The sequence below is a fragment of the Oxynema mangrovii CENA135 genome (assembly GCF_016632315.1).
Taxonomy (GTDB): Bacteria; Cyanobacteriota; Cyanobacteriia; order Cyanobacteriales; family Laspinemataceae; genus Oxynema; species Oxynema aestuarii.
In genome coordinates this window covers 3463971-3489038 of record NZ_JAEOXH010000001.1, presented here as the reverse complement: position 1 = coordinate 3489038, position 25068 = coordinate 3463971, and the positions used below count along the sequence as shown (strand labels likewise).

Sequence of the window (25068 nt, the reverse complement as noted above, 5' to 3'; positions counted from 1 at the left end):
TAAGCGTAACCCGCGAAAAGCTATGGAGTCGATCGCCCCGGGCGAGCCTGTCAAAAGACGGCGATCGCCTCATTCGACCCTACTGTCGCCCGCGATCGCGTTCGCCTGCTGTGATAGTAACAGAAAAAATACATTCTCCAATCCTTTTTCCAACCGCAAGGTTTGGACGATATTGTGTTGTTCCGACAAACAAGAATCGACAACAATCATATCCGGACGCACCCGAATCGCCTGCTCGATGCATTCGACCTCGTTAGACGCTTCCACGACACTGTAGCCTCTAGCCACTAAAACTTTGGTTAAGGTTTTGAGGGTAGAAACATCTTCATCGACGATCAAAACTTTTTTACGAGAACTGCCCAAAGAGAGCAGAGAACCGATCGCCTCGATCAGAGACTCGGGATCGACGGGTTTGGTCAAATAGCGATCGATCCCGATGCGAAAACCCCGTTCTTTATCTTCGAGAATTGACAAGATCACGATCGGAATGTCCATCGTCTGCGGGTCGTTTTTGAGCACCGCCGCCACGTCGAACCCGTTCATTTTCGGCATCATGACATCCAACACGATCAGGTGGGGATGCAAGGCTTTCGCCTGTTCGATCGCCTCGATTCCGTCTTTCGCCTGACATACTTGATAGCCTTCGGCGACCAGTTCCTGACGTAAGTATTCCCGGATCGAGGGGTCGTCATCGACGACGAGGATGGTTTTGACGGCAGTATCGCGATCGGGTGCGGGCAGTGCCCGATCTTTTAACTGTCTCAGGAGTAAATCTAAATCGAGTTTCTGGGTTCGCTCGCTCTCAGCCACCGCGAGGGGCAAACTGAAGAAGAAGGTACTGCCGCATCCCAATTCGCTTTCTACCCCGATCTCGCCGCCGTGATATTCGATAATCTGCTTGCAAATCGGCAAGCCCAACCCGGTTCCTTTCGGTTTGTCGGTGAGAGTTTCGCCCACTTGCTTGAATTTCTCGAAGACTTTCTCTAAATCGTCCGGGGCGATGCCGATTCCAGTATCGACGATCCGCACGACGAGGCGATCGCCTTCCTGACGCAGCCGACAGGTGACCGAACCGCGATCGGTGAATTTAACGGCATTGGAAATCAGGTTGATAAACACTTGTAACAGGCGGTGGCGATCGGCGACAATTGGAGGCAAGTTTTCCGGAATGTCCGCCTCGCAGACAATTCCTTTGGACTCGAACAGGGAAGTCGTCGTCAAGATCGCCCGTCGGGCAATTTCGCCGAGGTCGAGGGTTTCTAAATGCCACTCGATCTTCCCCGCTTCCATTTTGGCGATATCGAGAACGTCGTTAATCAGCGCCGTCAGTCGTTGACCTTCGGATAAAATAATCTCGATATTGTCCCCGACTTGGCGGATCGTGCGTTTGACTTTGCGATCTTCGACGGTAACGAGGGGGAAGATATTATCTTCGAGTTTTTTCTGAATAATTTTGGTAAAGCCCAATACCGAGGTTAAGGGGGTTCGCAATTCGTGGGAAACCGTGGAAATAAAATCGGTTTTCATGCGGTCCACTTGTTTCTCGGCGGTGACATCGCGAATCAACATTACCGATCCCAAGCATTGCGCGCCGTGGAGATCGTCGGCGGTGACAATTCCGGCGATCGAGGCTTGTCCCCAATGGCCGTGAACGAGGGCAATTTCCGCCGTCAGCACTTGCTTCGGGTTTTTTTGGATTTCGCCGACCAAATCGATCAATTGGCCTTTAAAGACGCTCTCGCAGTCCTTTCCGGTGAGGTCTTGTTCTTGCAAACCGAACATTTTGACGAGGGCCGGATTGAAGCGGGCGACGCGCCCGTTTAAGTCGATCACGAGTAAGCCGTCGGCGAGGTTGTCCACGATCGCGCTCAGGTGGGCGAGGGCTTGGGCGGCAGCTTGAGCGTCGATCCGGCTTTGGGCTTCGGCGCGCTGGCGTTTGATGTCCAGGCGGCTCAGAGATTTGGCGTTCCACCAGGTGAGGACGGCAAAAACGACGATGTTGAGGACGGCGAGTAGGGACAGACCGATTTCGGTATCGTAAGCGCGCTGGCGATAGCCGAACAGAATCAGGGCGCCTAAAAAGGGGGGAATGGCGATCGCCGCCGGGGCCAACCGCCGCGCCATCAGTCCGCCCGCATTGTCGATGGTAAACACCGCCATCAAGCCGCGATCGCTTTGCGCGAACAGCAAGCCCACACTGTAAAGCATGAAGGCGATCGCCGTATGTAAGGCCATCTGGGTGTAAGAGCTAATCCCGTAGAGGGTTTTAACTTGATAGGCGTAGCCGAGAAAGCCCAGGAAGGCCACCAGAAACGCACTCAAGCTCAGTAGTTGGTAAACTTGGGTTTTCCAATGGTTCCCGGCGAGAATCATCCCGGCTAACCCCACGATCAGGAAGTTGAGGGCGCTGTTGGGTGCCATGCGACCGGGGGCGGAGGTTCCGATCGCATCGAGATCGTCTTTAAAAAAGAGTTCGTCGATGCCGAAGTTGAAGCCGTGGATGTACTGCACTAAGGTCAGCAAACCGATGGCGAAGACGATCGCGGATAAGCCCATACTCAGATAGCTCAGCCGCAGGCGATCGCGCGATCGTCGCACCAGCATCTGCTGAGTGTGCCACGAACACAAGGAAACTCCCCCTACAATAAACCCGATCGCCGTATTGGCTTTCATGGTGACTAAGCCGGGTAAGACGCTTTTAAGCAGCGCAATATCAAATATCCAGCCCACCAGTGCCAAGCTACCAATACAGGTCACCAAAATGGCCGCAACTTGGGAAACCGAGCGCAACCAGCTATTGAGGGAAGGCGGAGAAGGAGTATTCATAATGGGGGAAAAAGGAAGGAGGGAATCGGCACTCGGCACTCGGGAATTGAGGGGCCTTAGAGTTCAGAATTGAGAATTTAGAAAACTGTAGCTCAACCTAAAATCTAAATTCTAAAATCTAAAATCCCCCTCTCCTTCACGCCATAAACTGCTGTAACTTCGCTGCAGGTCTCATCAGCTTTTTTTCGCGACTCGTTTCGGCGTGCCACTGAATCGATTTGGGCTGGACGATACCGGGTTGGACGGGGATTTCAATCCAGAATTCCGTGCCTTCTCCCGGTTGCGAAACGCATTGGATCGTGCCACCGTGTTTTTCCACCACAATCTGATAGCTGATCGACAAGCCCAAACCCGTTCCTTTCCCGACGGGTTTCGTCGTGAAAAATGGATCGAACAAACGATTTTTGACTTCCGGACTCATCCCCGGTCCGTTATCGGCGATGCGGATCAGGACCGATCGCACCCCGTCGAAACTGCCCGGGCGATCGCCGTTGGCGGGCGATCTAGACCCCCGAACGCTCTGGGTGGTAATCGAAATTTTACGCAACTCTTGCGGGTGATATTCCAGGGCGTCGATCGCGTTGCTCAAAATATTCATAAACACTTGATTCATCTGGCTGGCATAGCATTCCACGTTCGGCAAACAGTCAAAGTTTTTGACTATTTCGATCGCGGGGCGGCCATTTTTACCTTTCAAGCGATTGTGCAGGATCAGCAACGTACTCTCGATGCCTTCGTGGAGGTTCACCGCTTTCATCTGGGCTTCGTCGAGACGGGAAAAGTTGCGTAAGGTTAAGACGATTTGGCGGATTCTTTCGGCTCCCACTTGCATCGAAGCGATGATTTTCGGCAGGTCTTCGACCAGAAAATCGAGATCGACGGCTTCGATTTCGGCCTGGACTTCCGGATGGGGATCGGGATAATGCTTTTGGTAGCACTCGATTAAACCGATCAGATCTTGGCTGTATTGAGACGCATGGGACAGATTCCCGTAAATAAAGTTAACCGGGTTGTTGATTTCGTGGGCGACTCCGGCGATCAACTGACCCAAGCTCGACATTTTCTCGCTTTGAATCAATTGCGCTTGGGTTTCTTGAAGTTCGGATAAAATCGCTTGTAGTTTTTCCGCTTGCGCTTGGGCGGCTTTGGCGCTGTTGGCGGCTTCGGCGTACATTTGGGCTTGATCGACGGCGATCGCTAATTGGTTGGCGACGGCTTCGAGTAATTCCACTTCGCGATCGCTCCACGGGCGCCGTTTGCTGGTGTTTCCGCACACCACTACCCCCATTTCCCCCGATCTCGTGCGGATCGGCAACGCCACGATCTCGCTCAAACCGCAGTGTTGAAACAGTTGACGTCCGGGGACATCGGCGCACCGATCGAGATCGTCGGCCCGAATCACCGCTTCTCGATCGCAACTCGACAGCCACCCCTGGATCTGTTCGGCCCGATAGGTTCCTAAAATACTCGCCAACTGGCGATCGCGGGATTCTTTGACGATTTCCCAATCTCCGGATTCAAAATCGCCCCGATACCACATGAACCAGCAGCGATCGACATCGAGCAACGTGCGAATTTCGCCGACGGCAGTTTCGAGAATCCAATCGAGGTTTAAGGAGTAGCGAATTTGGCTAGACAGTCGGAAAAGTAGTGCTTCCCGGCGACTTTCTTCGAGTTTTTGCTCGTGCAGGATCGCATTTTCGATCGCCGTCGCTGCCTGCGAGGCGAGCATGGTCAGCCGTTTTAAGTCGGCGGCTTTATAGGTTTCGGTCTGTTCGCAGGCGATCGCAATCCCGCCAATCGCCCGATCTTTGGTCTTGAGGGGAACGCACAGCAACGATCCCTTTTCCGGGTCGGTGTCGCCGTGGCGCGGGTCGCGGCTGACATCGTTGACGATTTCGCCGCAGCTACTGGCGATCGCCGCGCCGACAATTCCTCGACCTAATTGCACCCGGGGACTCCCTTGCGGATCGTCGCCAAATCCCGCTACGGTTTCTAAGGTGGCTCCCGTCGGATCGAGCAACATCAAACAGCCGCCACTCGCCTGCATCATTCGTTGGACTTCATCCATGACCAATTTGGCCACTTCGTTGAATTCCAAAGAGGCGGTTAATTTTTGCGAGAGGTCGTAAATTAAAGTGATTTCTCGATATTTATCTAGGGCTTCGTTGGCGAGAGTTTTCTTTTCAAATTCTTTTTGAGCTAAATGAGAAACTAATTTAGCAAGTGTCGCCCCGCCGCGATCGCCGACCGCCCATCCGATCGTCTCTCCCGCAACCTCAATTGGATATTTTTTCGCTTCCGTCTCGCGATCGTCGTCGCGATCGTTGCCGACCAAACAACGCCCTTCTCGATCTCGAATCGATAGGGTCGGATCGATCTCCCCGACAATCTCCTTAACTAAGGATTGGGTCTCTTTTTTCGCACACAGTCTTTTTAGGTTGATTCTGGTCATAGAAGCCAAGATCCTTTACGGAGGTTACGGGAGTGGGGGTTATTTCAATTTTGAGGTGATTACCGTTCGAGCAATTTGCTTTCTTAAAATAGAATTTATCCCACTCATAAATACATCAAGGTAACTGGCTGAATTAATGATACTCTACCTGTTTTAGACCTAAATGCGATCGATGATACGGTTTTTCGGTGGGATTCGTGTTTTTAACAAAATTTAAAATGAATTGAGCTTTGATTTTTCGATTTTGAAAATCTCGGTCTTTAACCATGACTTAAACGATCGATCCTTTCGGTCATCTGGCAATTCTTCGATGGCTTTAATTACGCAGATCTTAAATTTTTTCAGTTACGGGAACAAACTTGGCGATCGCCGCTTCGCTTCCGCGCGGGATCTCTCATTTTGTCCGGCGGCTTTTTGTCCCGCGATCTCGCCATCGATCGAAAAAATACCGATAGCTCTTTTTAATCTTCCCGCTTGATTCTATAATTTTCTCCCCCCAAAAAATATCGATTTAACTCCAGGCCGTAATAGCAACAATTTAACAACGGGTTCAGTTTCTTGGTAAGAGCAAACCCCAAAAATTTAGAAGAACTTCAATTTAAATTTCCCGTCGATCGCCAAAAATTCAAAGAATCGGATCGACCGAACAGATACAAAGTCCCCTAAAATCAGAGATAGAACTTCCGCTCTCCTTCGAGTATCGATCGCCACTGGCTCGAAAGACATCAACTGTGCAATCGTTCTCGACCGATGCGGGAATTCCAGAAAATCTGTTAAAAACTTACAGGTTTTCTTAAACTCATTATCCTACATTCAGCCTTCCCCCAGCGACCGTGAAAATAACATATTTTGACTGCTTAATTCGTCCGTGGCAACCGCAGGATCGCGATCGATGCGCTCGCATTATCGAAACCATTTTGCGAGAATATGGATTGGGGTGGGAACCCCAAGGAGCCGATCGCGATGTTTTAGAGGTCGAACGCTGCTATCTGCAAGCAGGGGGCGAGTTTTGGGCGATCGAACGAGAGGGGGAGATCGTCGCTACATCCGCCTACACGCCGATCGCCCGTGGAAATCGTGCGGTCGAAATTCGTAAAATGTATTTATTACCCGAGGTTAGAGGACGGGGATTAGGTCGTTTTTTACTGCAACAACTCGAAGCGGCGATCGTCCGGCGTCAGTTCCAGCAAATCTGGATTGAAACCGCCAGCGTCCTCACAGAAGCTATTCACCTTTACGAAAGTAGTGGCTACCGACAAGCGAACGGCGTAGAAACCCCACGTTGCGATCGCGTTTACGTTAAATATCTAAACCCTTGAGCGATCGCACAAGCCGCCAAAAAATTAACGACCTAAAAAAGCCTCGATCGCTCCTTCCAAAAAAGTGAAATACATTTCATGTATCTAAAATTTTTACTTATGGAGGCTATAGAAGGGGTCTAGCTTATTTCAGCCTATTTCTGCTAAACGTCTCGCGATCGACCCCGGCGCGATTTCCGCTCGGTCTAGGTCAGCCCTGACTTATCTTTATCGTTAAACCCCCATCGACCGACCCTCACCTTAAACCTATAAAATTTCAACCCTTCAACTCAAAAAAGACTCATCACCACGACCCCTACAATCATAATAGACGCCCCTAGAAAGCGCTCCGTAATGCCCTTTTCTTTAAAAAACAAAGCTCCCCACAATACCCCCATCAACACGCTCGTTCTTTTGATGGCGATCGCCTGTACCACCAACGTCATACTCACCGCCTGCATTTGACAACTCACCGCGATCGCAAACGCCAATCCCATCAGTGCCAAACTCCGCCATCCCCGCCGCAGTTTCCTAGTAAAATTGCGCGATTTATAAACCACCAGGGGAAACAACACCACACTAATAAAACTAAACAGAGAAATCACCCAAAACAACGGCGAAGAATTTTCCAGACCGACTTTATCAAAATTAGCGGCAATACTCCATAAAAATGCCACCACCAACATCAATCGCGGTCCTTTTTCGGCCATCAACGCCCGAAATGGCGCAAAATAGCCTAGCGATCGCTGTTTTAAATTGAGAAAATAAGCCCCGGTGACGATCGCCATTACCCCGACAAAATCGATCGCACTGGGAAACTCGCCGACAATTAACGGAGACGTGATAAATAAGAAAATCGGCGTGAACGTAACAATCGGTAGGGTAATTGATAAATCTGAAAGCTTAATCGCTTTAATATATAAAACTGCACAAATACTATTGAGGGTACCGCCGATCGCCAACGCCCACCAAAACCGAGCATTTAATTCGGGAATGGGCATAAAAAATAAGGACGGCAGTAAAACTAAATCGGCAAAAAACCAAAGCGCCCAAGAAACTAGATATTCGTCACAATATCGCAATCCCTTTTTACTAAAAACATCCTTGAGAGATTCAAACAAAGCATTGAGAAAAGCAAAAATTAACCAAGTCATCGAATTTCATCGCGTCGGACGGGGAATATTTTATCTGACTTTCGCTGTGGCGATCGCCCCGATGCGATCGCTATCCAATCTCTCAAGGCCAAAATCTAAAATCTAAAATCTAAAATCTAAAATCTAAAATCCCATATCTCTCTGATAGAATCGTCGGTTGGATGCTAAGACTCAAACTCGATCGGCATCTACAAACTTAAAACCATCAATCTCTTAAAAACATGAAACGCAGACATCTTCTCAGCAATGCGGCAATGGGAGGGGCGATCGCCACTACAGTCGTCGCCTGCGGTCGCACGTCCTCCGGACCGGGGGTGCAAGCGGGCAGTTTACCCCGAATTCGCTGGCAAATGGCCACCAGTTGGCCGAAAACCCTCGATACGATCTTCGGTGGCGCCCAAAGCGTCTGCGATCGCGTCGCCGCCATGACTGACGGACGCTTTCAAATTACCCCGTTTGCGGCGGGAGAATTAGCCCCCGGTTTGCAAGTTTTAGATGCGGTTCAAAGCGGTAGCGTCCAATGCGGTCATACTGCCGGATATTATTACATCGGCAAAAATCCAGCGTTTGCTTTTGCTACTGCACTCCCCTTTGGTTTGAACGGTCAACAACAAAATGCTTGGCTGTATCAAGGAGGGGGTTTGGAATTGATGCAAAAACTTTATGCCGATTTCAATATTATTAATTTCCCGGCTGGAAATACCGGGGTTCAAATGGGGGGATGGTTTAAAAAAGAGATCGATAGTCTCGCCGATCTCAAAGGCTTAAAAATGCGGATTCCCGGCTTGGGGGGTCAAGTCATGGATCGCTTAGATGTCAACGTCCAAGTGTTACCCGGTGGAGAGATTTATTTAGCCTTAGAACGCGGGGCGATCGATGCGGCGGAGTGGGTCGGCCCTTACGATGACGAAAAACTCGGCTTACAAAATGCCGCCCCGTACTATTACTATCCCGGCTGGTGGGAGCCCGGTCCGACTTTAGAAGTGTTGGTGAACCGATCGCAGTGGGATACATTGCCGAAAGAATACCAAGAAATTTTTAAAACCGCAGCTTATGAAGCCAATATGACCATGTTGGCGAAATACGACCATCTCAACAGTCAGACCTTACTGAAGTTAATGGAGGGGGGAACCCAGTTCAAGCCGTTTAGCGAAGAGATTATGAAAGCGGCACAAACTGCGTCATTTGAATTGTACGAAGAAAATGCCAGTCAAGAGCCGACGTTTAAGGAAGTTTACGAACAGTGGAAGGCGTTTCGCGATCGCCTCTATCAGTGGAATGCGATTAACGAGTTGAGTTTTGCCAATTTTGCATTTAAGGGACAGTAAGTGACCCCATAGCATTCGGTCAATCCGTCCTCACTGGTAAGGTGTCAAGCCCCGTAGCTCACTGAGTTTAAAAAGATGGTGCGATCGCTTGGAGATCGTTTATTCTATGGGGAAGGGAATTTGCACTGATGTGGGTTAACCCGAACGGGCATTCCCAACACGAAATCAATTGACCTTAAAAATCCATGAAAAGATTATTAATTCAGTCCTCTCTGAGCCTATCTCTCTTGGTCACGGGTTGCGTGTCGATTGTCGATGGCGGTCCGTCGTGGTTGGAAGTCGAAACCAATCCCGAGAACGTCGAAGTGAGTTTGACCAAACTGCACAATGATGTCACCACGGAGTTGGTGACGCCGTTTCGCGTCGAACTCGATAAAGGCAGCGATTATCAATTGGTCATCGATACGCCCAATTATCGCTCGGAACAAGTCTTTATCGATCGCAAGATTAACGGCTGGTTTTGGGGAAATATTTTATTAGGCGGTCCGATTGGCATGGCGATCGACTATGCAAACGATAATATGTGGGAACACAACCCCACGTTAATCACCCTGGACTTACAACGGCTCAGTAGTGCGCCCGATACTTTAAAATTAAACGTTCCGGTCAAGGTGTTTTACGACGATCGCCCGACGGAAACGCTGTTTTTGCCGATTGTTTTCCGCAAAAAAATTCCCCAACACCGCCGCATGGTTCATTGTTCGGCTGACGTGATGGCGAATTTACCCGATTATCCCAACTGTCATTAAACCCCTGGCGACGGCGATCGCGTGGCGCGATTCTCCTGGGGAGACGCTTTCGCGATCGCCGTCCATAGCATTTTCCTCTGCTATGCAAGACATTTAGATCCCCCTAAATCCCCCTCGCCAGGTAGGGGTTTGGTAACCAAACCCCTACTTTCCTCGTTCCCCCCGAAATCCCCCCTTTCAAAGGGGGGCGAAGGGGGGATAGGGGGATCGGCACTGTACCTCATCAGACGCCCGAGTGCTGTAAGTGCTGTAAGTCTAAGTCAACGAGGGCAAAAAGCTGACGATTCCCGGAAAGACAACGATCGTTACCAAAATAAATAATTGAATTAACACGAACGGAATCGCCCCGCGATAAATATGTCCCGTCGTCACTTCTGGCGGGGCAACCCCGCGCAAGAAAAACAGGGCAAAGCCAAACGGTGGGGTTAGGAAAGACGTTTGCAAATTGGCGCCTAAAATCACCCCATACCAGACTAAATCCATTCCCAACTGTTGGGCGACGGGAACGAATAAAGGGACGACGATAAAGGCAATCTCGAAAAAGTCGATAAAAAAGCCGAGCACAAAGACGGTCAGCATACTGACAAATAAAAACCCGGTTTCGCCGCCGGGAAGATTGGCCAGTAGGTCAAACATGAAACTGTCGCCGTGGAGTCCGCGAAACACGAGGGAAAAAGCGGTCGAACCCAATAAAATAAACATCACCATGCTGCTGGTTCGCAGGGTGACATCGCAGACGTGACGCAAGGAGGTCAAATTAAACTGACGGTTGGCGATCGCCAGGAACATCGCCCCCAAGGCGCCCAAGGCTCCGGCTTCCGTCGGCGTGGCAATCCCGAAGAAGATACTGCCGAGGACGAGTAACACCAAGACCATCGGCGGAATCAAGGCTTTGACCACCCGCAACCCCAAGGCTCGGCTGCCGATATTGCGGACTTCCGGGGGTAAGGGGGGTGCCATATCCGGACGCAGGAAGGCGACCACGAGGACGTGAACGGCGAAGGCGCCCGCCATCAACAGTCCGGGAAGGATCGAACCGATGAATAAATCGCCCACGGAGATGCCGAGTTGGTCGCCGAGGACGACGAGGACGATACTCGGGGGGACGATCTGACCGAGGGTTCCGGAGGCGGCGATCGCCCCGGTTGCCAGTTCTTTGTTATAGCCGTAGCGCAACATGATCGGCAGGGAAATTAAGCCCATCGCTACGACGGTGGCGGCGACGACTCCGGTGGTGGCGGCGAGTAAGGCGCCGACGATCACCACCGCCAGGGCTAACCCGCCGCGCAAGCGTCCGAAGAGAATCCCCATGGTTTCGAGCAGACCTTCGGCGATGCCAGATTTTTCGAGCATCGCCCCCATGAAGATGAAGTAGGGAATCGCCAAGAGGGTGTAGTTTTCCATGATCCCGAAAATGCGCAACGGCATCGCGTTGAGCAACATCGGCTCGAACACCCCTAATGCCATCCCGATTAAGCCGAAGGCGATCGCCACCCCGCCGAGGGAAAAGGCGACGGGGTAGCCCAGTCCCAGGAAGACAAAGGCCCCGGCGAACATCATCGGGCCTAGCCATTCGTAGTCATAATTCAGACTCATGGCGCTCCTCCTGCGGTTCTAACTGCCCGGTGAAAATCGCAAAATATTGGATCGCTTGGGAGATTCCCTGGAGCGACAATAAGCCGAAGCTGATAATAATGGCGGATTTAATCGGATAGCGGGGTAAGCCGTTGGGATCTGGGGACATTTCCTGAATTTGCCACGATTGGGCGATCGTGTTCCAGGAAAAGAAGATGACCAACAGGCAAAAAGGAATTAAGAATAAGACGGTGCCGAGAAAGTCGATTAGGGCTTGTTGGCGAGGGGACCATCGGCTGTAGAACACGTCTACGCGCACGTGTTCGTCGTGTTTGAGGGCGTAAGCGGCTCCGAGTAGGAAGACGATATCGAACAGATACCACTGGATTTCGATCGCGGCGTTGGAGGTGAGGTTGGTTCCGATCGCCCGTCCGACATAGCGCCCGATCGCGTTCCAGACGCCGACGAGAACCATCGCTACGACCAACCACCCGACGAAGCGCCCGATCCACTCGTTACAGGTGTTTATCCATCGAGAAAGTTTTAGGAGAATCTGCAAGGCTACCTTTTCCCCCTTGATTTGGCTGCAGATGACGTATTCTACCGCCGAATGGGGGCTGAGGCGAGCTTTTCCGCTTGTGGCGATCGCCGTTTAGATCCCTTGCTGCCAGGCTCGGCTGACCAGATCGCTCAACCAGCGCCGTACTGCGCGATCGAGCAGGCGATCGTCGGCGAGCAGTTCGGCGGTGAGATCTTCTAAGGATTTTCCCTGCGATCGCGCGATGTTAATCACTCCCGCGATCGCGGCGGCGACCAATTCCTCATCCACGGGCTGCTGTCTGAGGTCGATCATTTCTTCAAGACTCGTTGGAATGGGATAATTCATAAACTAGCTCTCGCGACGGGATCGCCGATGAAGAAATCTGAGAATTTTGTTAATTTTTTTTAAGGTTTTTAATTCTGTATTCGGAAGTTTAACGCACTTTCTGTTCCTGTCAACCTTCTCTTTGGTCGATTTATCGGAGTTTATCGGATTCCCATGCAAGAAATCCTCTATATCGAAGTTCCCACGCCGGATACAGAGGCGGTCCGCCAGTGGTTGCACCACGGGTTCGAGCCGACCCCCGGCAACAAACGGGTCACTCACAATGGCATAAGAATTGACTTTTGTCAAGACTCCCGTCAAAACCCAACCCAGACCGAGGAAAGCGCCCCGAATGACGAACTCTCGATTTTCGTCTGGTCGCTGCAGCGAACCACCTATCTCAAAGTGTTTCGATGGGCGATCGCCCCCGTACCTGGCGAACGACAAATCTTGACGAGTCTGACCGAGCAAATCCGCGCTCAGTTCCCCAACCGCTATCCGGAACCGCCGGAAATCGACCTGTCCCGACAGTCCATTTTCGAGGCCCTGGCCGCCGACTACCCGTTAACGGTGGAATACTTCCAAAAGATTCCCAACGGCGAATACGATCTCACCCGGGTCTACTGGTGGGAACGGCGCTGGCGCCAGAGCGTCCGCCAACCGGAACGTCCCACCCCGGTGATTTTCCAAAACACCCCGGGAGAGGAAACCACCCTTGAAGGAGACGAGTGCGAGTTAAAGTACGACTTAATCTATGTCGGGGGCGCGTTGGGCGTCATTCACGCCGCCGTGATGGCGCGACTCGGCTATCGGGTGTTACTGCTCGAACGAATGCCCTTCGGACGGATGAATCGGGAGTGGAATATTTCTCGTGCCGAATTCCAGAGTGCGATCGATTTGGGCTTATTTACGGCGGCGGAATTTGAAAGTATTATCGCTTGCGAGTATATCGACGGCTTTCACAAGTTTTTCGACGCCAACAACCCGCCCCAGTGTAAAGCGCCGATCTTGCATACGCCGACGGTTCTCAATATCGCGATCGACGCCGATCGCTTCATCCGCTTGTGTGGCGACAAACTGCGCGAAGCCGGGGGCGAAATTTGGGACGAAACCGAATTCGAGCGCGCCGATATCGATCGCGATCGTGCCGCGATTACTTCGACCCACCTGCCCACGGGGGAAATCCGCCGCGCCGCCGGACGCTTACTCGTCGATGCCATGGGAACCGCTTCGCCGATTGCGTGGCAACTCAACGGCGGGCGCACCTTTAACAGCGTTTGTCCCACCGTCGGCGCCGTCATCGAAAGCGGTTTCGAGCCGGGGGTGTGGGATTCCCGTTACGGCGACGTCCTCAACAGTCACGGCGATATTTCCCGAGGGCGACAATTAATTTGGGAACTGTTTCCCGCCGCCGGGAACGACCTGACGATCTACCTGTTTCACTACCATCAAGTCCACCCGGACAACCCCGGTTCGTTGTTAGAAATGTATGAAGACTTTTTTACCATTCTGCCGGAGTACCGACGCTGCGATTTAGATAAGTTGCAGTGGAAAAAGGCAACCTTCGGCTACATTCCGGGATATTTTAGTATCGGCAGTGGCGATCGCCAAGTGGCCTTCGATCGCCTGATCGCGATCGGCGACGCCGCCTCGTTGCAATCTCCCCTGGTGTTTACCGGGTTCGGTTCCCTGATTCGCAACATGGGCCGCCTCACCCACCTGCTCGATGTCGCCCTCAAACACGATTTAGTGCAGGCGCGCCATTTAAACCAAATTCGCGCCTATCAGAGCAATATCGCGGTCACCTGGCTATTTTCTAAAGGGATGATGGTGCCGACGGGTCGTTTCATCCCCCCGCAACGGATTAATTCCATGCTCAATACCTTTTTTGGAATTTTAGCCAGCGAAACGCAGGCGATCGCCGATCGCTTCATTAAAGATCGGGTCGATTGGTTCACCTTCAACCGCCTCGCCCTCAAAGCCGCTTGGCAAAATCCCAGCTTACTCGTTTGGATTTGGGAACTCGCCGGAGCCAAAGATATGCTGCGCTGGGTCGGCAGTTATCTGACGTTTACCGTTCTCTCCCTCTTCGGCTGGCTGTTCGGCTGGTTGCCCGCCCTCACCCGCCGTTCCCGCCCCTGGCTGGAAAAACGCTTTCCCGGTCTCTGGTTCTGGCTGCTCGCCCAAAGTTACGCCCTCACGTCGGGATTGGGACGTCCCGAGAAAGAATCGGCGTTGCGAGATGCACCCACGATGTCGCCATCGACCGCCGGAGAACAGTTTTCCTAGAGGGGATCGAGGGCGCTTAAACATTGAGAGCGATGTTTGAGAGGAGGCGATCGCCGGAGCATCAAACGACCGATAGCAGCCATCGGGTTACCCCAACCCTCTCGACAGTCTATGGAGCCTTATAGGGGTTTGGTCACCAAACCCCTACTAGATTTTTTTATATTTTCTTTATCAACAGTTTCTTACCCAAAATTTTAGATAAATTCGTTGAGCGGTGTAAAACTTTAAAGAAATACAGTATAGTTTGAGTGTAATATTTGGTCGCGATTACCATACCGTACAAGGACGACCGTTCGTTACCCCAACCTAGCTAAAGCCAGTCCTCATCTGGCTTGGGGGATAGTCATCAGCTCGGCCTGCCGAAGTGCAAAGCTCGATGAGATGGGAAAAACACCGTTGAGATTGACCGCTTCTTTCCTAACTCTAAGATCTGCCATCTCGATCGCAACAGGTTAGAGAATGGGTCTAGAAACGTGCGAGCTTGGACTTGTAGAGAGGATGGGAATCACGATGACCGTACTCTGAGTTGTCCATTCTTCCGGATACGAAATGACAGTGCAAACTTTCCCCAAATCTCCCGAACCCGATCGCCAAGAGATTGAAGAGTGCATCACCTGGTTGAGTTTTCATCGCATTTGGGGAAGGTTAGTACCCGAGACGATCGCCGCGATCGCCTCATCCCTGCAACTGTTGCGGGCGGAGTCCGATACCACAATCTACGACCAAGAAACCAATCCCAAAGGTTTATATCTGCTCAAGTGGGGGACAGTCGAAATTTATCGAGCCTCCCCCGTCGGTCAAACCCATATCATCTATCGCAACGCTGGCGAACTGTTCGGCCACATCTCCCTCGGGGCGGGGGAAGAAACAGACAATTACTGCTCTGGGGCGAAGACAATTACCTGTAGTGAAATTTGGTTTTTGCCCCGCGATCGCTTCGAGGACCTCAAAACCGAGAATCCCGATATTAACAGTGCCATCAATACCCTTTTAGCCCAAGATTTGCGGCGCTTTTCCCAACGTCTGGCCCAAGAACAAGCGCGTATTCAGGGGTTACAACCCTACGTTCGCCCCCTGTCGCTCGACGAAACCATTATTGGGGAGAGCAAACCCAGCCAGAAACTCGCCAAACAGGTGAAAGAGGCCGCAGGAGATTTAAAACCCGTGTTCCTCCAAGGGTCATCGGGAAGCGGAAAAACCTTTATTGCAGGACTAATTCATAGTCAGTCCGGACTCAAGGATCGACCCTTCGCCGAAATTGACTGTGCCCAACTGCCCTTAGATGGGGTGGGGGCGGCGAACACCGATATCTTATTTGGGCAGTATGACGGACTCCAGGGAGCGATCGCCCTGTTAGAACGGGGAACATTGGCGATCGATAATATCCAACTCCTCACGCGGGGCGATCGCGATCGACTTGCTCACTACCTGAAAACCGGACATATCATCCCCAACGCCCCCGTTGAGATGCAGCAGCAGGCGATCGAGCAATCCTCACCCACCCTCTCAGTGCGTCTCATCCTCACCAGTCCTGAGAAGCTCCCCTTTTCCGACATCGATGCCCACAGCATCAAACTCTTCACCCTCCCGCAACGGAAAGCGGATATCCCCGCCTTCGCCCGCCATTTCCTAGACAAATTTTGCCGGGAACAGGGCCGCCCCCCCCTACAACTCGATCGAGCTGACTTGCGACGCCTGCTCAGCTATGACTATCCCGGCAACATCGGCGAATTAGAAGGGATTTTAAAACGGGCAATCGCCATGACCCCCGTGGGACAGTCGGTCATTCCCGAACAAGTGTTGTGGTCTCTCGAATCCGCCAAAAACACCTTTCGAGTAGACTTGCTCAACCAAATTCCTGGGTTGCGACAATTTCTATTGAGTGACTGGTGGCCCAAAGGTATTTGGTGGCCGATGATGCTGATTTTTATCCCCGTTACCGTGATGGGATTTATCGGCCCCCAAACTCGGGATGCCAACGTCGTGTTAAACCTATTTTGGGCTTGGTGGTGGCCATTTTATCTGCTTTTATTTCCCGTAGTGGGTCGCCTCTGGTGTGCCGTTTGTCCGTTTATGATTGTCGGAGAATGGGCCAGAACCGTCTCCCTGTGGATCTGGCCGAGGCAGTTATTACCCTGGCCGACGAAATGGCTGAACAAGTGGGGCGCGTGGCTGCTGTGGGCCGGGTTTGTCGCCATTTATCTCTGGGAAAAATTGTGGGATCTCCCTCATCGGGCTTATCTGTCGGCGTGGCTGCTGCTGGTGATTACGGCGGGGGCGGTTATTTGTAGCGTCATCTACGAACGTCGCTTGTGGTGTCGTTACCTATGCCCCATCGGTGGAATGAATGGAATGTTCGCTAAATTGGCGATGCTGGAATTGCGATCGACGCCCCAGGTTTGCGGGACGCAATGTCAGACGTTTGGCTGCTATCGGGGGAGCGATGAGACTCCGGTCAATTTTCCCGATGCTCTACCCACGGAGGGACAGGCAACGGGGGGCTGTCCCTTGTATTCCCATCCGGCTCAGTTGCCCGATAATCGCGATTGTATGTTTTGTATGACTTGTGTTAAGGCTTGTCCCAACCGTTCGGGACAGTTGAATCTTCGGTTTCCGGCGGCGGATATTTTGGAAGGGCATCGAGGGTTTTGGGCGGAAGTTGCCCTACTGCTGTTGCTGTTTGGTGGGGTGTTTATGCACCATTCTGAAGAGATTTTAGGCCGTTTGGGTTGGGGAGGTTTGGCGATCGATTCCGACCATTTGGCGATCGCCATTCCGGTCGTGAGCCTCATCTTATCCATTCCCCTGATTCTGACCTATACCGCCCACAAAATCGCTTGCTTCTTTGACTCAGAGATGCCGGAGTATCAAACAGTCATTTATGCCTATCTCCCCCTGGTACTAGCGGGAAACTTGGCTCATTACTTACCCTCAGCCATGACCGAAGCGGGTCAGATTTTATCCGTTACCGCTCGCACATTTGGTTTCAGTGGGGACGGATTACCAACTCTAACGTGGAGTTTGGAGGTAGCACAGTTTCTGCAAGGAGTGACCTTACTGTTAATTTTAGGATTTAGCATTTTTCCGTTGTTGAAAATTACTCGCCGTCCTCTGGTTAAAACAATTCCCCATCTTGTTTTGATGGTAGTCATGGTTATAGCCTGGTACAGCCTGTTGATTTAATCGTGAAATATTGAAGTCTAAAAATTTGGGTATGATTGAGCTTTTCGTTGATTTAGGTTCTCCAAAAACTGAGTCTCGTTTACTTTTACAACCACATTTTAAAAATCATGAAAATCCACAAAAGTATCAATGAAGTCATCGGCAATACGCCCTTGATTAGATTGCAGCATTTGCCGCAAGATTGCCACTGCAATGCTGAAATTATTTTAAAATTAGAAGGTTTAAACCCAGGGCGATCGATCAAGGATCGAATTGCCGTTAGTATGATTGAAGAAGCGGAAAAGGGGGGGTTGATTCAACGGGGGAGTTCGACAATTATTGAGGCTACATCGGGTAATACCGGTATTGGTTTGGCAATGGTATGTGCGGCGAATGGTTATCGTCTGATTTTGACGATGCCCGATAATATGAGTCAGGAACGGCAACAATTGTTAAAGGCGTATGGGGCTGAGGTGGTCACAACACCAGCCAAATTGGACATGGCTGGTGCGATCGCCCGGGCCAATGAACTTCTGGCGAGTATTCCTAATTCTTTTTCTCCCCAACAGTTTAGTAACCCCGCCAACCCCAAAATTCACTACCAAACGACTGGGCCAGAAATTTGGGCGGATACGGAGGGAAAGATTGATGTTTTGGTGGTTGGTGTAGGGACAGGGGGGACTTTGACGGGGGCAGGTTATTATTTAAAACAGAAAAAACCAGAGTTAAAAATCATTGCCGTGGAACCAACTGCAAGTGCAGTCTTGAGTGGCAAAAATCGGGGTATTCACGATATCCAAGGAATTGGTGCAGGGTTTATTCCCGATGTATTACGGCAAGATTTAATCGATGAAGTTGTCCAAGTTACCGAGGAAAAAGCTTACAAAATCGGTCTGCTTTTAGCAGAAAAAGAAGGCATTATGAGTGGAATTTCAACCGGGGCTGTGGTGTCAGTTGCCTTGGAGATTGGGGCGGGTTCGGACTACCGCGATCGCACCATTGTTACGATTCAAGCCAGTGGGGGAGAACGGTATTTGAGTACCCAAATGTTTCAACCTCAATCCCTCGCCGCCGTCGCGGGTTAGAGTTGATAAATTAGACGATAGATGAAGAGGTTAGGGTGACGTTCTCCACTGGACTCAAAGACTAGGTCAGCCGATTGCCAAGTTCTCCCCAAGGAATTTGAATGGGCGGGGAACTCCATTCTCAAGCCCGACAAGCCAGCGCCGAACGAGGGTGGAGCGCCATTAATCAGTTTTGCTGCCGGAGGGAGTTTTAAAGCTCGGCAGTTCGACCGAGGCGAGCGATCGCCGTTTTTTGTTGGTACTTTGCTGGGGATAAACCACCGGGGCGGGCCAATTTCCGCGCCCGGAAGACCCGGCGGAGGGGGGGTCTGAGGGGCGATGCTCCTGGGGAGACCCTACACCAACGCCGCGCGATGGCGGTGGGGGAGTCACCGGGGCGGGCTGAGGCGTCTCGTCAGTTTTCACCTCGATCGTCGGCGTCGTCGCTGGGTCGGCTGGTTCGCTCTCACTGGGGCTTTGCGGCGATCGCTCCACCGTTTCCACCGACAGCAGGGCCGCCGTCAAGATCGTCGGTTGTTCCCCTTCTAAAGACGGTGCATTTTTCTCGATCAAGGTTTCTAAATCGTGCCAAACCCTTTCCTCGTGGTTCGTCGGCATTTCTGTTCGATCGGGGAGGGAACTCAGTTCGGCGATCGGCGGCAAGGGTTGTAAGTGGGGAGTGACTTTCGGCGCTTTGGCGTCCACAGACAGGGGAGAGAGGGTGAACTGACCGCTTACCGGGGACTGGGGCAGGGTGCTTTCCGTCGGGGCGGACCAGGGCGAAATCGGCGACGCTTTCGGCACGATCGGCGCTTTGGGGCGATACTCCTGAGTCCTTTCTCCTTTCTCCTTCGGAGATGCTTCCCGATCCCCCATGTCCACGGAAGGTTCTTCTAACTCCAATTCTGGGGGGGAAGTGTCTTGTAACTGTTCTAAAATTTTGGCTTTTTCGCCGGGAACGTCGAGGCACTTTTCTAAAGCTGCTTTGAATTGTAAAGTATGGCGTTGCTGGCGTTGCAGGCGCGATCGCAGTTCCCGACAGACAGTTTCTGTTTGATAGAGAACTTGGGACTGTTCGTTATAGCGTTCTTGGGTTAACGCGCATTCTCGTTCCATTTGCGCCAACCGTTCTTGAGACCTTTGTAACTGTTGTGACAGTCCGGCGATCGTTCCTTGTTGTTTTTCGCTCAGTTGGTGCAACGTTTCGAGTTCTTTGCCTAAATGGGCGATTTGTTCCCGGGTGCCTTGCAGTTCTTCGTTGCGTTGTTCTAATAAATTTTGCTGGGATATCGCGCGCGATCGCTGCTGTTGCAACGACTGACGGCACTCTTGCAATACCGTTTCGAGTTGTTCGATCCGTCCGTCGAGCTCCCGATTGTCCTGGGTCAGCCGTTCGATGACCGCATCTCGCGCCCCCGCCATCAACTTCTCGACCGCTTTTTCCGGTGGCTTCGCTTTCGATTCCGCCTTCGGTTGCTCGCTTTCCTGGCTTTGTTCCTCTAACGCTTTAATACTGAGCGCACCGGGAAAGTCCACCGTTTCCCAACTGTCATCGCGATTTTCACTCGATTCCGTGGGTGGCGTTTCCGAAGGATCGGGAGTTCCTTGCTCCGAAGCAGGAAGCTCCGACGGGGCGATCGATTCGCTCGGTTCGGGTAAATTCTGGTTTTTGGGGGTTTCAGCTTCACTCATCGGTTTGACTCGGATGTAGGACGGCGCGTTACTACGACTCGCTCGCGTTCGCTTTGCCAATAGTTTATCGAAAATTTCAGGGCTTTGTTGGAGGGAGTAGGGAGTCGGCGATCGGGAATAATCTAAAATCTAAAATCTAAAATCCCAAATCGATCGCCATTGTTGTAGATTAGTGAGTATGAGTCTCAACATTCGTTTTGGGGTTGTCAGCGATCCCCATGTCGCCCTAGAGCATACGATCTGGGATGCGCCCAATCGGTTTCATCTGTCGGAGATTAGTATCCCGGCTCTCGAACGAGTTTTTGAGCATTTTCTCGAACTCGATCTCGATTTTCTGTTATTACCAGGAGACTTAACCCAACATGGCGAACCGGAAAACCATCGGTGGTTGGCCGATCGCCTCAGCCGCTTGCCTTTTCCCACTTACGTCATTCCCGGTAACCACGACGTTCCCGTAGAGAATGCCGATCGCCAATCGATCGCCTGGGCCGATTTTCCCAGTTACTATCGCCAACAGGGATACGATTCGAGCGATCGCCTCTACTACACCCGCGAATTAGCGCCGGGACTACGCGCGATCGCCCTCAATTCCAATCAATTTAATTCCCACGGGAAACAAGTCGGACGCCTCGACGACGAACAACTCCACTGGTTGCAAGGGATCCTCGATCGCCTCGACGGCGAACTGGTGTTCGTCCTCATTCACCACAATGTTATCGAACATTTGCCCAACCAGTCCAAACATCCCATGGGACGGCGCTACATGTTAGAAAATGCCCCCGTTCTCTTGGAAATGCTACGGGCGGCGGGGGTGCAAGTGGTATTCACGGGTCACCTCCACGTGCAAGATCTTGCCTATAGCGATCGCATTTACGACATCACCACCGGATCCTTAGTCAGCTATCCCCATCCCTATCGGATTTTCGAACTGACCCAGGACGATCGCGGTTCGTGTTCGCTCAAAATCGAGTCCCATCGGGTCGAAACCTTGCCAGACTGGCCGAATTTGAGTCAGATCGGTCGCGAATGGATGGGCGATCGCTCCCGACCGTTTATGATTCGTTTATTAACAGAACCGCCATTAAACTTACCCGCTCACGAAGCCGAACGACTCGCCCCCCATTTACGTTATTTTTGGGCGGATATCGCGCGGGGCGATGCAGTGGTGGACTTCCCCGATTTTCCCCCGGCAGTGCGTCGTTTTTTCCAAAAATTTAGTGCGAACAACACTCATATTCCCGGCGTCGAATCCCATCGATCTTTAGGGGCGATCGACAATCATGCAACCCTATTGCTCGATCGCCAACCCCGTCGTTCCCACGGCTGAAAAACCAGGCAGTACCGCCGATGGAGGTACTGCCTGGTCAAGGGATTTGAGATTTGAGCTTGGGAGATTGGGTGAGATTTGAGCTTGGGAGATTGGGAGAGTGGGAGAGTGGGAAACTGCTGCCTCTTGCCTACTCCCCACTCCGTGATTCCCTCCGAAATTCCAGACTATCGCGCCGTGGCGATCGCCTCGCTCAAATCGTCGAGCATCGGATTCATCGCTTCGAGTAACAACGTCATCGATTCGATATCTTGTAACATTTGACCGACGGCGGCGGCGCGATCGGGATCGGTCTTCCCGGGAATCGCATTCACCTGTTCGACCAGGGAACTTAAGGACTGTTGCAAGCTCTCGACCGAAGCCATCGTCGGATTCAAGCGGCTGGTATTGATGCCCGTTTCGCGAGTAAACAAGCCTTCAAAATTGCCCGACATCATGTCCAGGTCGGAACGGACCGCAGCAACGGCATTTTCAAAAGCTTCTAACTGTACCGGACTCCAATTCGCTCCCGATCCGGTCAGCATGTCCGCTTGAGCTTCCAAGGAAGTAGCGATCGCCCCCGGTTCCAAGTTCACCGTTTCATCCGGCGTCACCACCGCAATTTCAAACGGTCCGGGATCCGTCGTCGCCGTTTCAGCTTCGGGCAAGCTTTCAATCTTTTCGATCGCCGCCATGCTGAAATCTGCTTTTTCCGTATTAAACGCCACTTGTAACGGGAAGGCCATCGGATCTGCCGGATCCGCAAGCGGATCGATCCCCGTAATCGTAAACTCTTTTACCCCACCGCCGGGAAAATCGCTAAAGTCTACACTTTCTCCCGGGCCGAATTCGCCCAAGACGCGACCGCCGGAAGACACGGTAAATTTACCGTCAAACCCGGTGGGGAAGTCCATAATCTCGGTAAACAAAGAATCCGATTCCATTTCGTAGTGGAACCCTTCGGAAGTCGGCGGATCGACCCAGACGCCACTGACGACGCCGACAAATCGGAAGCTCCCCGGTCGGCTGGAAGCAGGCATCACCGGGAAATCTTGGGTCGAACCCATCGCCACCCCCGCTAAGGCAATAATCACCCGCCGTCCGTTGAAGGACATGATAATCCGGGCGCTATTGCCCATACTGACCACCCGCAAGCGCGAGAAGCTCAGTTGACTTAAGAAACTGTCGAGTAACAGATTGGCAAAGGCGGAATTGTTGGTCGAAATACTATTGCGATTCGACGGTACCATCAGCACCATCGGCGAGAACAACGGTTGCACGTCGATGGGAACTGTGGTGCTTTGGGCCGTCGGTAAGGAAACTCCCGTAATGTCGGATTGATTGGTCGCCACTGGCTCCCTTGCTTCGGGGGTCTCCACGGTTTCGGGAGTTTCGGCAACCTCCACCGGAGTTTCTACGGGTTGCGTTTCCACCGTTTCGAGGGCGGGGGGTTGTTCCGGCGTGATGGTTTCAGTGACGGTGGTGGTCGTCGTCGTGGTCGTCGTCGTGCTGCTTTCTAGCACTTGCAATCCGGCGTTTAAGGGGTCGATAAACCCGGCAGTGGTCAGGCGGATGACGAGTCGGCGCACGATGATAATACCGCCGCCTCCAGTGATGTCGGATTGGTTCGTTCCCGGGCCGACAATCGGTCCGGTGACGTCGGACTGGTTGGTGATAAAGCGTCCGCTTTCAATAATCCGAATTAAACCGGGGGGCAGTTCGTCCCGTTGCAAACCGGGGGGCAGTTCGTCCCTTTGCAGACCGGGGGGCAGTCCGGGAATCGGTCCGGTGGAGTCGGATTGGTTTTGGGCTACGCTTGGGCTCGGTACGGCGAGACTGACACCGAAGGACAGACCGAGGGGAATCCCGACACACAAGCCTTTTTTAAGTAGTTCGTAAACTAATTTCACTTTGGAGATCCTCACGCTAGGGTTTAAAACAGGGATAATCCGTAACCGACGCCGATGGTAAAGCGGGTTCCATCCCCCGCCGTTCCGGTGACGTCGCTCAAGGTGGGGGTAATCACGACGGGGAAGTCGCGAAAGGGGGCGATCGAGGCGCCGAGGTTCAAATCTTGTCCGGTCCATTCGACGAAGGTACTCGCCGCCGGGAGAATTTGAAGGGCGACGCTGCCAAAGACGCCGATGCTGCCTTCGTCGTCTTGAACTTGGTCTTCGGTGCGAAATCTGCCGTTACCGACGCCGAGGGAGACCGATAGGCGACTGAAGGGGTCTTGGCTGCTTTCTTTGAGCCGAAAACGCTTGCTTCCGACGGCGTAGGTGCTGGTGTCGGCGTCGGAAAATCCCCAGATCAGGGCGTTTTCGATGCCGACGGCGACGGCAAAATCTTGGGGGAGGGCTTTGTGGAGTTTGAAGTTAAACGAGCCGCGATCGCCCCAATCGGACAGGTCGAGTAAGGTGACGCCGACATCGAAACCGACGGCAGTTTGCGGGTTGCCGAGACTGAAGACGAGTCCGGCGGTGCCGTCGTTTTTATCGGTGTAGCGGGTTCGTTCTTGATAGCTAAAACCGACGCCGACGCTTCCCAAGCTCCCTCCGTAAGCGGTGGGGGTGTTGGAACTGGTGCCGGGGGCGCCGAGATAGATTTGTTGTAAAGGGTTGCTTTGTAAAACTTGCAGCCGTTGTTGCAGTTGGCTGGTTCTTTGTTCGATTTGTTGGGCGGTGGGCGGATTTTCGGGAGGGGAGTCTTGAGTCTGGGCTTCTAAATTCTCCGGATTGGCGCGATCGCCGCCCGAAAATTCTGGTGAGATACCGAAAGCCGTCTGTTCTGCTAGGATCGCTCCTTCAAGCTGGCACGCCTGACAAGTTTCGGCGATCTTGTCATGGTCGCTGGGTCTGAGTTCTCCGGCGAAAACCGATGAAGTGAACCCGAACGGCCCCAATGACAGGATGAGGGAGGCAATGGCGATCGGCGAGAGGTGTTGCTTCATAACAGTGTGACTCGGGAGATGATGGGGTCTACAAGGTTTGTTCTCGTTGAAGACAGGGCACGGAGGGGAGCGAGGTCTATCCGCTTTTGTGTCGTCTTTTGAACCCGATCGCCCGGTTGCTGGGGCAACGGCAAGGCCAAAAACAACCCTCAATCGCGATCGCGTCGCCAAAATGTCAGGGAGCGAATTTGAAAAAGAAAGCCGAGATTTCGGGCGGTGGGTTCGGTTCTCGAAAATTTATGGCAATTTTGCCAATAAGATTCACGGTTAAATCATACCCAGATTGCTAGGAGCTGTAACGCTCGAAATCGCCGATTTAATAAATCTTTAGTCAATGTTTGATTACGAAACAATT

16 protein-coding genes are annotated in these 25068 nt (G+C 52.2%); 7 read left to right on the top strand and 9 right to left on the bottom strand.

Features of this window, described 5'->3' with window-relative positions; translation table 11 throughout:
• Positions 1–69: 69 nt before the first annotated feature.
• Positions 70–2826: a response regulator gene (locus JJD41_RS13620; protein ID WP_200666734.1), complete on the bottom strand. Its 2757-nt coding sequence runs from the start codon at positions 2824–2826 to the stop codon at positions 70–72.
• A 136-nt stretch (positions 2827–2962) separates the two neighbouring features.
• On the bottom strand, positions 2963–5281 hold the full coding sequence (locus JJD41_RS13615) for a GAF domain-containing sensor histidine kinase (RefSeq protein ID WP_200666732.1): 2319 nt from the start codon (positions 5279–5281) through the stop codon (positions 2963–2965).
• An 833-nt stretch (positions 5282–6114) separates the two neighbouring features.
• Between JJD41_RS13615 and JJD41_RS13610 the strand changes: the two genes are divergently transcribed.
• Complete coding sequence (locus JJD41_RS13610; RefSeq protein WP_200666730.1) at positions 6115–6600, top strand: GNAT family N-acetyltransferase; 486 nt, start codon at positions 6115–6117, stop codon at positions 6598–6600.
• Between the two features lie 269 nt (positions 6601–6869).
• Here JJD41_RS13610 and JJD41_RS13605 read toward each other — a convergent pair whose 3' ends face one another.
• On the bottom strand, positions 6870–7733 hold the full coding sequence (locus JJD41_RS13605) for an EamA family transporter (protein WP_200666728.1): 864 nt from the start codon (positions 7731–7733) through the stop codon (positions 6870–6872).
• Between the two features lie 221 nt (positions 7734–7954).
• Here JJD41_RS13605 and JJD41_RS13600 point away from each other — a divergent pair, with 221 nt between their 5' ends.
• Together JJD41_RS13600 and JJD41_RS13595 are read left to right on the top strand one after the other, a co-directional pair.
• The gene (locus tag JJD41_RS13600; RefSeq protein ID WP_200666726.1) at positions 7955–9061 is read left to right on the top strand and encodes a TRAP transporter substrate-binding protein; all 1107 of its coding nucleotides are present in this window, start codon (positions 7955–7957) and stop codon (positions 9059–9061) included.
• 185 nt (positions 9062–9246) lie between these two features.
• On the top strand, positions 9247–9810 hold the full coding sequence (locus JJD41_RS13595) for a hypothetical protein (RefSeq protein ID WP_200666724.1): 564 nt from the start codon (positions 9247–9249) through the stop codon (positions 9808–9810).
• 255 nt (positions 9811–10065) lie between these two features.
• Here JJD41_RS13595 and JJD41_RS13590 read toward each other — a convergent pair whose 3' ends face one another.
• The 3 genes from JJD41_RS13590 to JJD41_RS13580 form a co-directional block, all read right to left on the bottom strand.
• Positions 10066–11406 carry a TRAP transporter large permease gene (locus JJD41_RS13590; RefSeq protein WP_200666722.1) on the bottom strand — a complete coding sequence of 447 codons (1341 nt, stop codon included), beginning with the start codon at positions 11404–11406 and terminating at the stop codon, positions 10066–10068.
• Positions 11390–11944, bottom strand: coding sequence for a TRAP transporter small permease subunit (locus JJD41_RS13585; protein WP_200666720.1), 555 nt, complete (start codon positions 11942–11944; stop codon positions 11390–11392). The genes JJD41_RS13590 and JJD41_RS13585 overlap by 17 nt, the downstream gene beginning before the upstream one ends.
• Positions 11945–12037: 93 nt before the next feature.
• Positions 12038–12271, bottom strand: coding sequence for a hypothetical protein (locus tag JJD41_RS13580; protein WP_168567862.1), 234 nt, complete (start codon positions 12269–12271; stop codon positions 12038–12040).
• A gap of 153 nt (positions 12272–12424) precedes the next feature.
• Between JJD41_RS13580 and JJD41_RS13575 the strand changes: the two genes are divergently transcribed.
• The 3 genes from JJD41_RS13575 to cysK all read left to right on the top strand — a co-directional run bounded on the left by JJD41_RS13575 (position 12425) and on the right by cysK (position 18786).
• Positions 12425–14539: an NAD(P)/FAD-dependent oxidoreductase gene (locus tag JJD41_RS13575; RefSeq protein ID WP_200666718.1), complete on the top strand. Its 2115-nt coding sequence runs from the start codon at positions 12425–12427 to the stop codon at positions 14537–14539.
• 549 nt (positions 14540–15088) lie between these two features.
• Positions 15089–17722, top strand: a complete 2634-nt coding sequence (locus tag JJD41_RS13570) for an AAA-type ATPase lid domain-containing protein (RefSeq protein WP_200666716.1) — start codon at positions 15089–15091, stop codon at positions 17720–17722.
• A 107-nt stretch (positions 17723–17829) separates the two neighbouring features.
• Positions 17830–18786, top strand: a complete 957-nt coding sequence (gene cysK / locus JJD41_RS13565) for a cysteine synthase A (protein WP_200666714.1) — start codon at positions 17830–17832, stop codon at positions 18784–18786.
• 162 nt (positions 18787–18948) lie between these two features.
• On the opposite strand, the gene JJD41_RS13560 is transcribed toward cysK, so the two are convergent.
• Positions 18949–20457, bottom strand: coding sequence for a hypothetical protein (locus tag JJD41_RS13560; protein ID WP_200666712.1), 1509 nt, complete (start codon positions 20455–20457; stop codon positions 18949–18951).
• Positions 20458–20635: 178 nt separating this feature from the next.
• On the opposite strand from JJD41_RS13560, the gene JJD41_RS13555 reads away from it, so the two are divergent.
• Positions 20636–21784, top strand: coding sequence for a metallophosphoesterase family protein (locus tag JJD41_RS13555; RefSeq protein ID WP_200666710.1), 1149 nt, complete (start codon positions 20636–20638; stop codon positions 21782–21784).
• A 167-nt stretch (positions 21785–21951) separates the two neighbouring features.
• Here JJD41_RS13555 and JJD41_RS13550 read toward each other — a convergent pair whose 3' ends face one another.
• Entirely contained in the window at positions 21952–23673 is a 1722-nt protein-coding gene (locus JJD41_RS13550; RefSeq protein ID WP_200666708.1) for a hypothetical protein, read from the bottom strand.
• 23 nt (positions 23674–23696) lie between these two features.
• On the bottom strand, positions 23697–24713 hold the full coding sequence (locus tag JJD41_RS13545; RefSeq protein WP_200666706.1) for a hypothetical protein: 1017 nt from the start codon (positions 24711–24713) through the stop codon (positions 23697–23699).
• Positions 24714–25068: the final 355 nt, after the last annotated feature.